This window comes from Chryseobacterium sp. Mn2064 (assembly GCF_049319685.1).
In the GTDB taxonomy this organism is placed as follows: Bacteria; Bacteroidota; Bacteroidia; order Flavobacteriales; family Weeksellaceae; genus Chryseobacterium.
Window position 1 is genome coordinate 81588 of the sequence record NZ_JBMOUE010000001.1, and the last position, 13246, is coordinate 94833.

Annotated in this window: 17 protein-coding genes and 1 tRNA gene; 7 read left to right on the forward strand and 11 right to left on the reverse strand. The window is 33.6% G+C overall.

Going from position 1 to position 13246, the window contains the following annotated elements; translation table 11 throughout:
* Window positions 1-5: 5 nt before the first annotated feature.
* Complete coding sequence (locus ACL9RH_RS00380; protein ID WP_422691342.1) at window positions 6-953, forward strand: hypothetical protein; 948 nt, start codon at window positions 6-8, stop codon at window positions 951-953.
* A gap of 46 nt (window positions 954-999) precedes the next feature.
* Window positions 1000-1686, forward strand: coding sequence for a hypothetical protein (locus ACL9RH_RS00385; RefSeq protein ID WP_422691344.1), 687 nt, complete (start codon window positions 1000-1002; stop codon window positions 1684-1686).
* Window positions 1687-1869: 183 nt separating this feature from the next.
* Here ACL9RH_RS00385 and ACL9RH_RS00390 read toward each other — a convergent pair whose 3' ends face one another.
* Window positions 1870-3267 carry a hypothetical protein gene (locus ACL9RH_RS00390; protein WP_422691345.1) on the reverse strand — a complete coding sequence of 466 codons (1398 nt, stop codon included), beginning with the start codon at window positions 3265-3267 and terminating at the stop codon, window positions 1870-1872.
* 504 nt (window positions 3268-3771) lie between these two features.
* Here ACL9RH_RS00390 and ACL9RH_RS00395 point away from each other — a divergent pair.
* Complete coding sequence (locus tag ACL9RH_RS00395; RefSeq protein WP_422691346.1) at window positions 3772-4182, forward strand: hypothetical protein; 411 nt, start codon at window positions 3772-3774, stop codon at window positions 4180-4182.
* Window positions 4183-4239: 57 nt separating this feature from the next.
* Here ACL9RH_RS00395 and ACL9RH_RS00400 read toward each other — a convergent pair.
* Together ACL9RH_RS00400 and ACL9RH_RS00405 are read right to left on the reverse strand one after the other, a co-directional pair.
* A tRNA-Leu gene (locus ACL9RH_RS00400) sits at window positions 4240-4319 on the reverse strand.
* Between the two features lie 91 nt (window positions 4320-4410).
* Window positions 4411-5178: an MBL fold metallo-hydrolase gene (locus ACL9RH_RS00405; protein ID WP_422691347.1), complete on the reverse strand. Its 768-nt coding sequence runs from the start codon at window positions 5176-5178 to the stop codon at window positions 4411-4413.
* Between the two features lie 54 nt (window positions 5179-5232).
* Here ACL9RH_RS00405 and ACL9RH_RS00410 point away from each other — a divergent pair, with 54 nt between their 5' ends.
* Both ACL9RH_RS00410 and ACL9RH_RS00415 read left to right on the forward strand, forming a co-directional pair.
* Window positions 5233-6660 carry a TonB-dependent receptor gene (locus ACL9RH_RS00410; protein ID WP_422691348.1) on the forward strand — a complete coding sequence of 476 codons (1428 nt, stop codon included), beginning with the start codon at window positions 5233-5235 and terminating at the stop codon, window positions 6658-6660.
* A 13-nt stretch (window positions 6661-6673) separates the two neighbouring features.
* Window positions 6674-7123: a GAF domain-containing protein gene (locus tag ACL9RH_RS00415; RefSeq protein ID WP_422691349.1), complete on the forward strand. Its 450-nt coding sequence runs from the start codon at window positions 6674-6676 to the stop codon at window positions 7121-7123.
* Window positions 7124-7197: 74 nt separating this feature from the next.
* Here the strand turns inward: ACL9RH_RS00415 and ACL9RH_RS00420 are convergent, their stop codons facing one another.
* The 7 genes from ACL9RH_RS00420 to ACL9RH_RS00450 form a co-directional block, all read right to left on the reverse strand.
* Window positions 7198-7668: a cupin domain-containing protein gene (locus tag ACL9RH_RS00420; RefSeq protein ID WP_422691350.1), complete on the reverse strand. Its 471-nt coding sequence runs from the start codon at window positions 7666-7668 to the stop codon at window positions 7198-7200.
* Between the two features lie 113 nt (window positions 7669-7781).
* Complete coding sequence (locus ACL9RH_RS00425) at window positions 7782-8522, reverse strand: ABC transporter substrate-binding protein (RefSeq protein WP_422691351.1); 741 nt, start codon at window positions 8520-8522, stop codon at window positions 7782-7784.
* A gap of 26 nt (window positions 8523-8548) precedes the next feature.
* Complete coding sequence (gene mgtE / locus ACL9RH_RS00430; RefSeq protein WP_422691352.1) at window positions 8549-9871, reverse strand: magnesium transporter; 1323 nt, start codon at window positions 9869-9871, stop codon at window positions 8549-8551.
* Between the two features lie 168 nt (window positions 9872-10039).
* The gene (locus ACL9RH_RS00435; RefSeq protein WP_422691353.1) at window positions 10040-10210 is read right to left on the reverse strand and encodes a hypothetical protein; all 171 of its coding nucleotides are present in this window, start codon (window positions 10208-10210) and stop codon (window positions 10040-10042) included.
* A gap of 35 nt (window positions 10211-10245) precedes the next feature.
* On the reverse strand, window positions 10246-10392 hold the full coding sequence (locus tag ACL9RH_RS00440) for a bacteriocin-like protein (RefSeq protein WP_422691354.1): 147 nt from the start codon (window positions 10390-10392) through the stop codon (window positions 10246-10248).
* 157 nt (window positions 10393-10549) lie between these two features.
* The gene (locus ACL9RH_RS00445; protein ID WP_422691355.1) at window positions 10550-10696 is read right to left on the reverse strand and encodes a bacteriocin-like protein; all 147 of its coding nucleotides are present in this window, start codon (window positions 10694-10696) and stop codon (window positions 10550-10552) included.
* 209 nt (window positions 10697-10905) lie between these two features.
* Window positions 10906-11454 (reverse strand): pyruvate decarboxylase, encoded by a 549-nt coding sequence (locus ACL9RH_RS00450; RefSeq protein ID WP_422691356.1) that lies wholly within the window; start codon window positions 11452-11454, stop codon window positions 10906-10908.
* Window positions 11455-11627: 173 nt separating this feature from the next.
* On the opposite strand from ACL9RH_RS00450, the gene rpsO reads away from it, so the two are divergent.
* Together rpsO and ACL9RH_RS00460 are read left to right on the forward strand one after the other, a co-directional pair.
* Window positions 11628-11897 (forward strand): 30S ribosomal protein S15, encoded by a 270-nt coding sequence (gene rpsO / locus ACL9RH_RS00455; protein WP_048509788.1) that lies wholly within the window; start codon window positions 11628-11630, stop codon window positions 11895-11897.
* Between the two features lie 193 nt (window positions 11898-12090).
* Entirely contained in the window at window positions 12091-12861 is a 771-nt protein-coding gene (locus tag ACL9RH_RS00460) for a hypothetical protein (RefSeq protein ID WP_422691357.1), read from the forward strand.
* A 5-nt stretch (window positions 12862-12866) separates the two neighbouring features.
* Here the strand turns inward: ACL9RH_RS00460 and ACL9RH_RS00465 are convergent, their stop codons facing one another.
* Window positions 12867-13226: a DUF4260 domain-containing protein gene (locus ACL9RH_RS00465; protein WP_422691358.1), complete on the reverse strand. Its 360-nt coding sequence runs from the start codon at window positions 13224-13226 to the stop codon at window positions 12867-12869.
* Window positions 13227-13246 lie beyond the last annotated feature (20 nt).

Sequence of the window (13246 nt, forward strand, 5' to 3'; positions counted from 1 at the left end):
CATTAATGAAAAAATTAGCATACATATTATTAATTTTAGGTTTGTTTCACATAAATATACATGCGCAACAACCATCCAGGCCCTATACAATTACTTATATTGTTAACAAAATTATTGATAAAGGAGAATATGTTGATGAAAAAAGGGTTGATAAGAGCGATAAGATTAGTACAAACCATCTGATTTACATATCAAGTCCTAAAAAAGATAGTGTAGCTTTTTATAAATTTACTGATTCTCAGATATTAGCAAAAAAGTCTCCACAAATATGTACATTGGCAAGATCTCAAAGCAACCTTATATTGAAATATGAACATGGAAGCTACACTACCCAACTTAAATTAAATTTCAATGACAAAGAAAAATCAATTTCAGTTGGAGATAAAGATATATTTTACCTAAATGATTCCTATTATATCTATTTACATAAGAGTATTGGTGATCTTTTAAATATTCCTGATCTGATTGATTTTCTGGAAGATTATCTGACAGTATATGATCTGGAAGATTTAAAGTACATCCTGTCCTATGAAAAATATAAATATAACGATTTTAAAATACTTAAAGCAGTTATGGAATCATACAGAACTCAGGCAACGGATTATTTAGATAAATGGAATGTGAAATTCGTATATGATAAGTCAGGGATCCTAAAATATGTTCTAAAAGAATCTACTGAAGGAGATAAAGAAATGGAAAAAAAATTAACTTTTTCCAATAAAGGAATCTTTAAATACACCAAACATACCAATGTTGAAAGCAGACTCGTAACCGATAATGAAATTCTGATTGATAGTAACAAACACATTTATGAAGAAAAGGTTTCATCATTTCAAGTAGGATTAGGTAAAGAAACTCAATATGAAATTAAACAGGTTTCTTTTAAAAGCTTTCCAACGAAAGTATTTATGCTAACTTCTGATAATATATCTAAAATAAAATCTTCTAAATAATATATTTCTATGAGCCGTTTTTTAATTTTAAAAGTAGAAAAGGGAAATGATAAAAACCTTTTGTAACATATTATTTATTTTTCTGTTTAGCTTATTTTCATACGCTCAAAATGTTTCTATATTAAAAGATTCAGTATGTGTTTCTAAAGAATGTTTTGAGTTACAGGAATTGAAAATAGCAAGAAAAACTCCTGGAATTTATCATAAACTTCAAAAGAGTTATGATATTTTTAACGGTACTTTCTTTGACAGTCCGGAGAAAAGATTGAATGCAAAGAGAGATACTTTAAAAAGATTAATTTCAACAAATTCTCTGCGAGACAGTCAATTCGGATTTGAAAAGTATACTATTTTTCTGAATAAAAGTGGCTTATTAAATATATCTGTACATATCCAGTCTTATGGATCTCCTTGGGAAGACACAATCTATTATTTCTTTGACGAAACGAATGACATTGAGATTGGAGAAAATTTATTTACTAATAAAAAGATACTTCTGCAAAAATTGTATAAAAAGCTAAAAATAGAGAATAATATATCTTTTCCAATAGACAATCTTAATCACTATAAAATAGGTACAGCTAAATCAGGAAAGATAAAAGGTATAAACTTCATTTTTTATGATGAGAAAAATAGAACTAATAATGGTTACCCAGAATATTCTGTTTATTTCACTTATAAAGAAATTGAAAAATTTTTAGCACCACAGTATAAGAAACGATTGATAGAGTAATAAAACATAATTACAGCCAAAAACATCAACAATATTCCCACTTACAAAAATTATTATAAGAATTTGTTGTAATAAAAAAGACATTTACTGAATCGTAAATGTCCTTTATTTGTGTTAATAGAATGTCGTCTCTGAAGGTAAATGGGAACTTTTACCTGTTTTATTTTCAATTCAAATAATGAATTAATCTATTCGAGTTATACTAATTGTAAAAGGAGCTAGAATATTGGTAGAATCAGCCGTTGATCCAAATGAAAGCGCCTGGAAAGAAAGTACTTCACCAGCACTTATCTTGAGTAAAGCTGAATTTGTACATGTAATGAAAGAAGGAGCGCCCAGTGTTTCCGGTAGAGTTACTTTAGCACTTGTATATGATTGTTGAACTCCGTTTAAACTGATTTGTGAATATCCTAAATATCCATCTCCATCATCTTCAATTGCACCTCTTTGAGGGTAATTGATTGTAAAATCAATCTTATATAAACCTGTTGAGGTAGGTATAAAAGTATTTCCTGTCAATTCATTCAGATTGTCGAAATTTTTTGTGGAAACAAGTGTATTGGTAAACGTATTGTTAGACGATATGATTGCAGTACCAGTACCTCTGGCTGCACTTATGCTAGATGTGTTTTGTAGTTGAACAATACCTTTATTGTTTACAGTTAAAGTTCCTGTAGAGCCAGAAGAGGGTTGTAGTCCTTCCAATCTTATAGGGTTATTAGCATTTACGTGAAGTCTGTTCGTAGGAGAGGATGTTCCTATCCCTACATTTCCCGTTATAGGGTTAATTCTTACTCTTTCAATTAAACTTCCCCCAATTGAGTTTCCAATATAGAAATCTTCTTCTGTACCATTCGTTAATGTAGTTCCAGTACGAATAGATCCCAGTACCCAGTTGGCACCAGAGGCAGATGGCCCATTATTGGTGAACCCAAGCAAAGAATAGTTTCCTGAAGCCAGAGCGGAAGTATTTCTTAAGGCCATAATTCCATATTGACTAGCTCCGGTTGTTGCATCAATAAGATTGTATCTGTTCGATACCGGAGTTGTAGAAACTACATGAAATCTGGTTTCTGGTGAACTTGTTCCCAATCCAATTCTGTGGTTAAAAGCATCTACGGAAAATGTAGTTCCGTCAACAGAAAAGCCATTCACAGACGTAGAAGTAAATGCTAAAGTATTGGCATCTTGTGTTACCACTCTGTTTTCTGAAAGAGTACCATCAGAATTGTAAAGATTTACTGAAAAAGGCACCCATTGCAACCCTGTAAAATAATGATATCCTGTATGGTGGATACTGCCAACACGTGCTGCGCTCGGTATTGTTCCGGATGGTGCAGTAATGTCTGTAATATAAACAATTGCTCCTGCCTGATCGCTTCCATAAGTTCCCGATTCTTTTTCAGCCAATTGCTGTTTAGAAATTCGAGGAGGCAAAATACCATCAGTCATGTTAGGGTTCATACTTGCCACAACATCCAAAGTCGCCTGTGGGTTGGGGGTGTTAATTCCTATCTGAGAATAGGCCATAGAGACCGTCGTACATAAGACGATCAGGGGATAAAATTGTTTAATTTTCATGCCTCCGTTTATTAGTTTTTGGTTTATTAGTTTTTTTACAGATCACGGATGTATTTATGTTCTTTATTTTTTAGTAAAACAAAATAGATCAATGATATACTGTAAATTGGTTGTACAAAAATATTTCAATTTTTTCTTCTGTAATCACGTATAAATACGTGATTTTTGGTAAAAAGTGAATGATTAAGTAGGGATTAAATAAATATTATGTTTTTTCAAGAAGAAAATTTTAATAATTTCAGGGTTACAAGAAGAGAATTCAGGTGGAGATCTGCATGGCTTTTTTAATAAAGATAGGCTTCAACAATCTCTATAACAGAATATAAAGAAGTGTATTGTTTTAAAACTTTTACTTTCAAAAGCTTAAACAAGTTTATATTTACACAAAAATTGATAGCTATGAAAAAAATATGAGAGATTTGTAGATGGTATAAAAATGACAAACTCTTTATTCAAGCTTGTATAAAAGTTTAAACAAACAATGAAAACAAAATTTACTAAATAATGAAGGATTATATTGATATAGAAACCATACCCCATTGTAAAATTGAAGAGAAGAAGTTTGATTGGGGAGAACCTTACTCAATACATACTCCAATTTTTATTTTAAACAAAACTTCAGTTTCCGAATTAGAAAATTCAATAATTCTCTTTGGTGAAAACAATTTTAAGCAGCAATTATCATCTCTGTATAATGTAATTGTTAACCATGAAGAATTTGAAAGACTTGAAAATTATATAGGAGAAGAATTTAATAGAAAAGAAATATTGGAGTTAATTAATTCTTTTATTCAAAAAAATAAAGGCCTAATGTCTCCATGGGAAAAATATGATATAGGATTAACAGAATATGATTATATAAGATATGTTGAGGAGCAATTGAAAAAAAGCTTATGCTATGTTAAAATTCAGTAGATAATCGGTTGTAAAAGCAAAAACCTCTGAAAATCGAATGATTTCAGAGGTTTTTTGTACCCAGGACCGGGATCGAACCGGTACTCCTAAGAACTGGTGTTTGAGACCAGCGCGTCTACCAATTCCGCCACCTGGGCTTGATGTTGATTCAAACTTGTTGTTTGTTTCAAATTGGTGTGCAAATATAGGAACTTTTTTCAATGTTCAAAAGCTTTTTCAAGATTTTTTTTAAAAAATAATTTCCAGTCCGTCGTAGGCAAGATGCATTCCGACCGGAAGTTGTTTATCTTCAATGTCATGCACTCCTAAATGGTGACTGATGTGAGTTAAAAATAATTTTTTAGGTTTTAGCTCTTCAAACAGTTTAATCACATCGGGAAGGATAAAATGAGCAGGATGCGGATCAAATTTTCTGATACAGTTTAATATCAAAACATCCAGATCTTTCAGTTTTTCCTTTTCTGTTTCTGAAATAAAGCCGGCATCCGTAATGTAAGCCAGTTTTTTGAATTTGTACCCAAAAACACTGATTTTATAGTGAATGACTTCAATTGGAGTAATTTCCGTATTCAGAACATGAAACGGTTTGTTTTCAATTTCGTGAAGCTCAAAAGCTGGAGCCCCAGGATATCTTACATCGGCAAAAGCATAAGGAAAACGGTTTTTGATCTCATGTGCTACCCTTGAATAACAGTACAACGGAACATCCTTTCCACTTTTGAAAATCAGTGGGCGCATATCATCCAATCCAATAACATGATCGTTATGCTCATGAGTAATCAGGGCAATATCCACGTTTTGCTCATGGTTGGTGAGCATTTGTTGTCGGAAATCGGGGCCGCAGTCGATCAATATTTTTTTATTTTCCTCCGTAGTTACCATCACGGAAGAACGTAAACGTTTGTCTTTGGGATTTGGGGAAGTACAGACTTCACATGTACAGCCTATAACGGGTACACCTTGAGAAGTACCAGTTCCTAAAAATTTCAACTTCATTTTGTTTTGAGGTTGGTTTAATTTTGGTAAATTTACAAAAAATTTCACGTCCTAATGTATCAGAAACTAACTCCTAAGCAAAAAGCATTAACAATTAATCTAGATCCTACTATTTATGGTACTTTCGCAGAAATTGGAGCCGGGCAGGAGACTGTTCGTCACTTTTTTAGAGCAGGGGGAGCTTCCGGTACAATTGCTAAGGCAATGTCGGCTTACGACAAAGATTTTAGTGATGCCATCTACGGAAAAGAAGTCAAAAACAGGTATGTAACCCAAAACAGACTTCGCAAAATGCTCCGTTATGAAGTCGCATTGATTGAAGAAAGAATCTCCAGAGACAACAATCCTGACAGAAAGTTCTTCTCTTATGCGAACACCGTAACAACAATTAATTTCGACAAAACAGTTAAAGGCCATGGCTGGGTAGGAATTCGTTTTCAGACCAAAGAAAACGAAGACTACAACGAGATCGTTATCCACGTAAAGTTCAAAGAAAATGATGCTACTTTACAGCAGGAAACATTAGGTAATCTCGGTGTCAACCTTATTTTTGGGGCTTTTAATTACTTTGATAATCCACGAACACTTGTTGAATCTTTGTATGATGACATCGCAAAAGACAACCTGGAAATTGATATGATTGATTTTAGCGGACCTGCTTTTGCCTATGTAGACAACAGACTGATGTCTTTGCAGCTCGTGAAAAATGGAATGACAGACGCTGTTATTTTCAACTCTCAAGGGAGCAATATGCTTCCTGCTGATGTTCTGTATAAGAAAAACATCTTCGCGATAAGAGGAAGTTTCAGACCAGTAACGAAAGTCAACATTGATATGCTTCAAAACGGGATGGATATGTTTTTCAAGGACGCAATCTGTACCCATGAAGAAACAGAAGTTCTTATTGAAATTACCATTTCCAATCTTAGAGCAGACGGTGATATTGATGAACGTGATTTTCTGGATAGAGTAGATATTCTTGGTAAACTGGGATATACGGTTATCATTTCAAACTTCTCAGAATATTATAGACTGATTGACTATTTTGCGTCTTACACCAGTGGAGATATCGGTGTAGCTATGGGAGTGAATAACCTATTGATGGTATTTGACGAAAAATATTATAAAGATATGTCCGGAGGAATTCTGGAAGCATTCGGTAAGTTTTTCAGAAACGGAATGAGAGTGTATCTTTACCCATATAAAGATCCAGAAACGCATCAGTTATTGGATTCTTCAAATCTGAAGGTGGAAGAAAACCTGAAAGAACTCTATAAATATTTCAAACGTAATAATCGTATTGTAGATATTACCAATTATAATCCGGAGTTTTTAGAAATTTACTCAAGAGAGATTTTGAGAAAAATTGCCTGCTGTACCAAAGGTTGGGAAACTCAGGTTCCGGAAGGTGTTGCAGAAATGATCAAAGAGCGCGGAATGTTTGGCTATAAAGAAGAACTTTCCCTAAAACAATTCTCTTAAAATAATAAATACAATGTCAGAATTAAAGAAAAGACTTTCCTCAATTCTTGAAAGTCCTAAACATAATACCAACGAAAAACTTGAAAAAGTTTGCCACCTGCTGGATCAGGAAATTTCTTATTTCAACTGGACAGGTTTTTATTTCAAGAATGGCGACAAAGAAGAACTGATCTTAGGCCCTTACGTAGGAGCCCCTACAGATCATACCATTATTCCTTACGGAAAGGGAATTTGCGGACAGGTTGCCGTTTCCAATGAGACATTTGTTGTGCCGGATGTACACGAAGAAAGCAACTATTTAAGCTGTTCTATCGATACAAAAGCAGAAATTGTAGTACCTATATTTAAAGACGGACAAAACATTGGCCAGATTGATATTGATTCTCACACCATAGATCCTTTTACGGATGAAGACAGAGAGTTATTGGAATGGCTTTGTAAAGAAGTTTCTAAAATTTTGTAACACAGTCTAAAAGATATAAAAAACCTCCAGCCTTTGAAAGTTGGAGGTTTTTTTATGTTTATAATTATTGTTTATCAATGAGGATTGTTAGTCGTGATCACAAACATGATTAAAGGTTCATTTCCAGTATTTTCTATAGAATGATATCCTACAGAATGAATGGAGGTAATATCTCCTTTTTGAAGAGTTTTTGTACGTATTGTCCCTTCTAAGCCGGTTCTTTCCCGATATTCTCCGGTTCCGTGAACAACGACATACAATTCCTGTTCATTTCTTTGGAAGTGAGTATGAAATCCGGATTCATCACCTTTATTGAGTAAAACCATATAGGCTGCAAGACGATTATTGGCCAATTCCGATTGATCAAACATCTGTATCATATATACAGTACCGTTTCCGCCATACATATTTTCCCGTCTCTCGATGCGGGTAAAACTTCTCTCGTCCTTTTCAAAAGGCATTACATAAAGGTGAATATATTTTGAAACTTCCTGTACAACATGATCGAATTCCGCTCCTTCAGATAATATAACTGTTCCAGACATGGGCTAAATAGTAATTTAAATTACAGCACATGCACCAAAAAGTATGCAAAAAGAGAGATATTAAGTTCGATAAAATAAATTCTTTTACTCAATATTATCTATCAATATAAAAATCAGCTTTGTTGTACCATAAGAACTTCAGCAAGCATTTCTTTAAAATAGTTTCCACATTTTGCAATATGGGTTCCGTACCAGGAAAAAGCTTCACCATCCACAATCATGATCTTTTTTTCAGGATAAACGGTTTTCAGTTCCGCAATATGTTTTTCTTTAAAAGGAAAAGGTTCTGAGGAAAGCATAATCACATCTGCTTCCGAAAGATCTTCTGTAGTGATAGTAGGGTAGCGGGTTTTGTTTTTAAAGATATTTTCAAATCCTATTTCTGATAAAATCCTATGAATAAATGTATCCGCGCCAATAGTCATGTAAGGATTATTCCAGATAAGATATGCAACTTTTATATTGTTTTCAATCTTAGTCTGATTGAGGATTTCGTAAATTTTAAGATTGAAAAGTTGTGCTCTTTCTTCCTTGCCGAGAAGATTTCCAAGGTTTTTAAGAAGATAATAATTATCTTCAATGGTTTCAACGTTGGTAACCATTACTTTATAATCTTTCATTAAAGCTTCAACCTGCTCTTTGATGTTTTCTTCTTTATTGGCAAGAATAAGACCCGGTTGTAAAGCTTTGATTTTTTCTATATTAATATTTTTTGTACCTCCTATTACAGTTACATTTTTTACTTTATCCTGAGGATGAATACAAAATTTTGTCCGTCCGATCACTTCATTTTCGGTCAGTCCCAAGTCGAATAAAGCCTCTGTAATGGAGGGTACAAGTGAAACAATTTTCATATTGGCATGTTAGATGATGCCTAAAATTACAAAAGTTTTCCGGTTAAGAAAAGTCCGGCTACGGTAAAATAGATGATAAGACCTGTTACATCCACCAATGTTGCTACAAAAGGAGCGGAAGAAGTTGCAGGGTCGAGTTTTAATTTCTTTAATACAAACGGAATCATAGATCCTGATAAAGTTCCCCACAGTACAATGGCAATCAAGGAAATAGATACGCTCAGCCCTACATATACCCAATACTCACCATAATTGAAAAAGCCAATCTTTTGCCATAGCATGATCCTGATAAAACCAATGGCTCCTAAAATAGCTCCCAGACATAATCCGGAGATTATTTCTTTTTTCATGACATACCACCAGTCTTTCAGATTGATTTCCTGAAGGGCCATCGCACGAATGATAAGAGTAGCAGCCTGCGATCCTGAATTTCCACCACTGGAAATAATCAATGGAACAAATAAGGCAAGTACAACTGCTTTTTCAATTTCTTTGTCGAAATATCCCATGGCTGAAGCGGTCAGCATTTCAGATACGAAAAGAATGATAAGCCATGTCGCTCTTTTTTTGATCATTTCTGTCCATGAAGTCTGGGTATAAGGAAGATCTAATGCTTCCAATCCCCCAAATTTCTGAATATCTTCCGTATTCTGTTGTTCAATCTGATCCAGAATGTCGTCAATCGTTACAATACCTACCAAAACACCCGCTTCTGTGATGATGGGAAGAGCTCCACGGTCATACTTTTCAAAATAAGTAACAGCATCTTCCTTGGAAGTAGTTGTAGTAATGGCAACAAAATGATTGTCTGTAATGTCAGAAACCAGAGTGTCTTCCTCTTCCAGAAGCAAAGTTCCGATAGCAAGGTCATCAATCAGGCGGTTTCTTTCATCCACTACATAGAGGTAGTTCATTGTTTCCACCCTTTTTCCTACCTTTTTGATCTGCTGAAGACATCTTTTTACGGTCCATTCTTTACGGATTTGGATGTAATAGGGCGTCATCAGACGGGCAATAGAATCAGAATTATAACCTAGAAGTTTCAAGGCAATCCTTCTTTCCTGAGGGTTAAGATGATTAATAGAATATTTGATCAGCTCATCCGGGAAGTCCTCAAAAAGGGCTGTTCTGTCATCCGGAGTCATGGCATTCAAAATTTCGGAAACTTCATCGCTTCCGATACTTCTGATGGTATCTTCCTGGAAATCAGGGTCAAGGTGAGAGAAAACTTCCGCTTTGTATTCTTTCGGAACCTTCAGGAACGCGAGAAGCCTCTCGTCAGCATGAAGTTCGCTGAGAGTTTCGGCAATATCGGCAGGGTTGAAGATAAGTTCGTCTCTAGAATTCAAAACGTGAAATTTTTTGGATATGCAAAAATAATTCAAATTTTTAAGACTGGCCAATAAACTGGGAAAATTAAGGATTAATTAAAGTGTAATACTTTTTTCAGCTCATAAAAAAACACCCACCGAAGCGGATGTTCAAAAATTAAATTTTAAAAAATTATAATGCCTATATTATTCAAAAATAGGTTCACATTGTAAAATAGGAGAGAGTAAACACATTCCTCCTTCGCAGCATTCACCAGGATCGCATTGTGCGCTTGAACTGCATTTTTTGATAGGACCGCTGCCTTTAATGGCCTTTTGTTCCTGTCTGTTCAGTCTTTTTAGATTAGAATTTTTCATGAAATTAATTTTGATAGTTAACACATAGAAGAGTACTATTCTTCAAAACAGGCATTTTCCATACATGTACCTCTACAGCAAATTCCGATAAAGCAGGGCTTCGTTTCACTGCAACGGATAGGTCCGGCTCCACCATTGATCTCTTTGGCAGCTTTTCTACTGATTTTTTTTAGATTTTTCATATGTTTTAGATTTTAATGCAAAACTAAAATAGTCATTTTTTTTAAATTATTCATTACTTGGTGAAAATATTTAATTGTTAATCAGTTTATTGTGTGAGGTTTAAATAAAAAAACACCTGTTGGAAGCAGGTGTCTGTATATCATTTTTTCTCAGATGTTATTCTAAAGGGCATGGATATAAAACACATCTGTTGCGGCAGCATGATCCACCCGGACATTCAAAATGCTCTGTACATCCTTTGATAATACCGTTTCCTTTAATTTCTTTCTGCTCTTGTCTGTTGAGTTTCTTAAGATTTTTCATATGATTTAGGTTTTAATGTAACACTAAAGTAATGAAAATTTTATAATTATTCATTGGTTGGTGAGAATAATTAACCATTAATTAGTTGTTATTGTGGTGTTTGTGTTGGATTTTTGTGTTTTGTGAAAATTGAAAGATAGGAAAATAGTCTAATGAAGCGTCATTAGGCAGTCAATAGAAATAGATAAAATAGAACTTTATATTGGAAACTAAAGTTCGGCTTCCGTTGGTTTTAGCTTTCTCAGTTTCTTGATAATTCCTTTAATAGCTCCTTCAGTACCAATTTTAACGGAATTTACGGTAGAACCTAACAGACGCATATTTTTACGATAGGTATCATGATCCGATTCCGTTACCAAGGTTCCGTCAGCACCAAAAAGTTTCATGCTTACAACAACCTGATTAGAGAAAACGTATTTCCCGAAACCTACTTTAAAATATCTCACTTTGGAAACTATGGCGAAGTCAGCATCATTATTTACACAGTAATCCATGATGGTCTGCTTATCGATACTATCGTACGGAATCTGAACTTCTGCTCTGAGCATTTTGTTTCTTTTTCCACTAAAATTGTCGGAAACTGCGTCAAAAAAAGCATTATTAGTAGGGTCTTTTATCTCCTCAATATCTGGCTCTACCTCAGGATTGAAGTACAGTACTTTTTTTATTTTATCATCAGCATTTCTCTGGGCTTTAACTGAAGTAAAACCGATAAAGAAAAAACTAATAACTGCTGTAAAGAATATAATTTTTTTCATTTGTAATTCGAATGCAAAATTACTGCCTTTTCGTTGTATTTCGTAAAATTTATTAAGAATTTTTTAACATTTTTTTCTATCAAATTTGATTTATGAAATCAATAATGTTTGCAGAATCAAAAAATAGTCGTAACTTTGCACCCGTTACATAATAATCATTAAACAATATTGGAATGTACTTAACAACAGAAAAAAAGCAGGAAATTTTCTCAAAACACGGGAAATCTGCACAAGACACAGGAAGTGCTGAAGGACAAATCGCTCTTTTCACTTTCAGAATCAATCACTTATCTCAGCACTTAAAGGCTAACCGTCATGATTTCAACACAGAGAGATCTCTAGTGAAATTGGTAGGTAAGAGAAAAAGTTTACTAGATTACCTTAAAAACAAAGATATCGCAAGATATAGAGCAATTATTGCTGAATTAGGTTTAAGAAAATAATCTATAAAGATTTTCAAAATAAAAGCAACTTCGAAAGAGGTTGCTTTTTTGTTTTTAAGAATTAACGAACTTACTATTTTGTCCTTAACGAGAAAATTTTCAATATTTTATTTGTGCGCATCATGATTGCGTATTTTGTTTTTTACTTTGCAGTATCAAAATAGGAATTATAATTCCAGTAAAAAGTAATACAATGAAAATACGTTTTAAGAACAAGAAGCAAGCCGCTCTTTCTCATTTTTTTAAAGATGAACATAGAGTTATTATTAAAGAAAAAACTCTTCAGGGATATTACAGTTATACCCTTTTTAATGAAAATCTGCATGAGATAACAGTCAATGAAAACCAGGTAGAGGAAACAGATTCTGATATGTCTGATATGATACAGAGGAATGATCTTGGCTATGGAAGAGAATTTTATATCAATGAATTTATAATAAAGTTATTACCCTTACAACCAGGACAATTTATAAGTACAAGATCTCTTTGGGTAGCAGGTAAGCTTGTTAGGTATTTTGAAAAATATGATTATGAAATTCCGGATCCTTATAAAGAAAGAGTGTTGAATGAAAACTATAAAATGAATCTTATCGAAGGTTTCCTGATGGCGGTAAATCCTTATATGGAAAGAAAATTTAAAGGCGGAAACTATTTTGAAAGTTTTGAGTTGTATAAAGGGAAAGCTATGTCGGAAATTGAACTTAAAATTAACGATAGTCTTAATGAACTTGATAGGAAGGATTATAAGAATCTACTAACAAACTTTATTGAAAAGGCTTTACATGACACTCATGATAATGAAGTGCACTCTAAAAACTTTTCAAGTACCTTGTTTTTTTTAATAGACTCTTTATTTGTTTATGATATTACCCGTATTTTTTCTTATAAAACCTTCTATGATGATTGTTTTGTTATAGAATATCAAAATGAATATTATTATTTGAACCAATTCTGGTGGGGATAATCGAATTATTCCTTGTTTTTTCCAATCTTCCCTAAATGGGTGTTCTGAAAACTATCGGGGTATTTCAATCCGTAACCCAAAATCCTGTCAAAGGCAGAATGAGAAAATAGGATGGTACCAGTCAGCTGTAAATAGGGAAGGGATAGATATACTCCCGCAAGATAAACAATGATTGCTACTCCCAAATGGTGAAAAAGATTATAAAGAAATGCACCTGTTTTTGTATTCACTGTATAGCCCAACATGGAAACATCCGGAGCAAAGAATAATAAGGCAAACCACCACCAGGAGTATTCTGTTTGAGCAAAAGCATATATTCCTAATAAGAGGAATGCGGCGTATTCGAGTTTTAATTGTAATTTCATAATCATTGTGTTAATATCTA

Excerpts from the sequence above, each read along its gene's own strand:
- ACL9RH_RS00380 (WP_422691342.1), top strand. The coding sequence starts at position 6 with ATGAAAAAATTAGCATACATATTATTAATTTTAGGTTTGTTTCACATA.
- ACL9RH_RS00385 (WP_422691344.1), top strand. The coding sequence starts at position 1,000 with ATGATAAAAACCTTTTGTAACATATTATTTATTTTTCTGTTTAGCTTA.
- ACL9RH_RS00390 (WP_422691345.1), bottom strand. The coding sequence starts at position 3,267 with ATGAAAATTAAACAATTTTATCCCCTGATCGTCTTATGTACGACGGTC.
- ACL9RH_RS00395 (WP_422691346.1), top strand. The coding sequence starts at position 3,772 with ATGAAGGATTATATTGATATAGAAACCATACCCCATTGTAAAATTGAA.
- ACL9RH_RS00405 (WP_422691347.1), bottom strand. The coding sequence starts at position 5,178 with ATGAAGTTGAAATTTTTAGGAACTGGTACTTCTCAAGGTGTACCCGTT.
- ACL9RH_RS00410 (WP_422691348.1), top strand. The coding sequence starts at position 5,233 with ATGTATCAGAAACTAACTCCTAAGCAAAAAGCATTAACAATTAATCTA.
- ACL9RH_RS00415 (WP_422691349.1), top strand. The coding sequence starts at position 6,674 with ATGTCAGAATTAAAGAAAAGACTTTCCTCAATTCTTGAAAGTCCTAAA.
- ACL9RH_RS00420 (WP_422691350.1), bottom strand. The coding sequence starts at position 7,668 with ATGTCTGGAACAGTTATATTATCTGAAGGAGCGGAATTCGATCATGTT.
- ACL9RH_RS00425 (WP_422691351.1), bottom strand. The coding sequence starts at position 8,522 with ATGAAAATTGTTTCACTTGTACCCTCCATTACAGAGGCTTTATTCGAC.
- ACL9RH_RS00435 (WP_422691353.1), bottom strand. The coding sequence starts at position 10,210 with ATGAAAAATTCTAATCTAAAAAGACTGAACAGACAGGAACAAAAGGCC.
- ACL9RH_RS00440 (WP_422691354.1), bottom strand. The coding sequence starts at position 10,392 with ATGAAAAATCTAAAAAAAATCAGTAGAAAAGCTGCCAAAGAGATCAAT.
- ACL9RH_RS00445 (WP_422691355.1), bottom strand. The coding sequence starts at position 10,696 with ATGAAAAATCTTAAGAAACTCAACAGACAAGAGCAGAAAGAAATTAAA.
- ACL9RH_RS00450 (WP_422691356.1), bottom strand. The coding sequence starts at position 11,454 with ATGAAAAAAATTATATTCTTTACAGCAGTTATTAGTTTTTTCTTTATC.
- rpsO (WP_048509788.1), top strand. The coding sequence starts at position 11,628 with ATGTACTTAACAACAGAAAAAAAGCAGGAAATTTTCTCAAAACACGGG.
- ACL9RH_RS00460 (WP_422691357.1), top strand. The coding sequence starts at position 12,091 with ATGAAAATACGTTTTAAGAACAAGAAGCAAGCCGCTCTTTCTCATTTT.
- ACL9RH_RS00465 (WP_422691358.1), bottom strand. The coding sequence starts at position 13,226 with ATGAAATTACAATTAAAACTCGAATACGCCGCATTCCTCTTATTAGGA.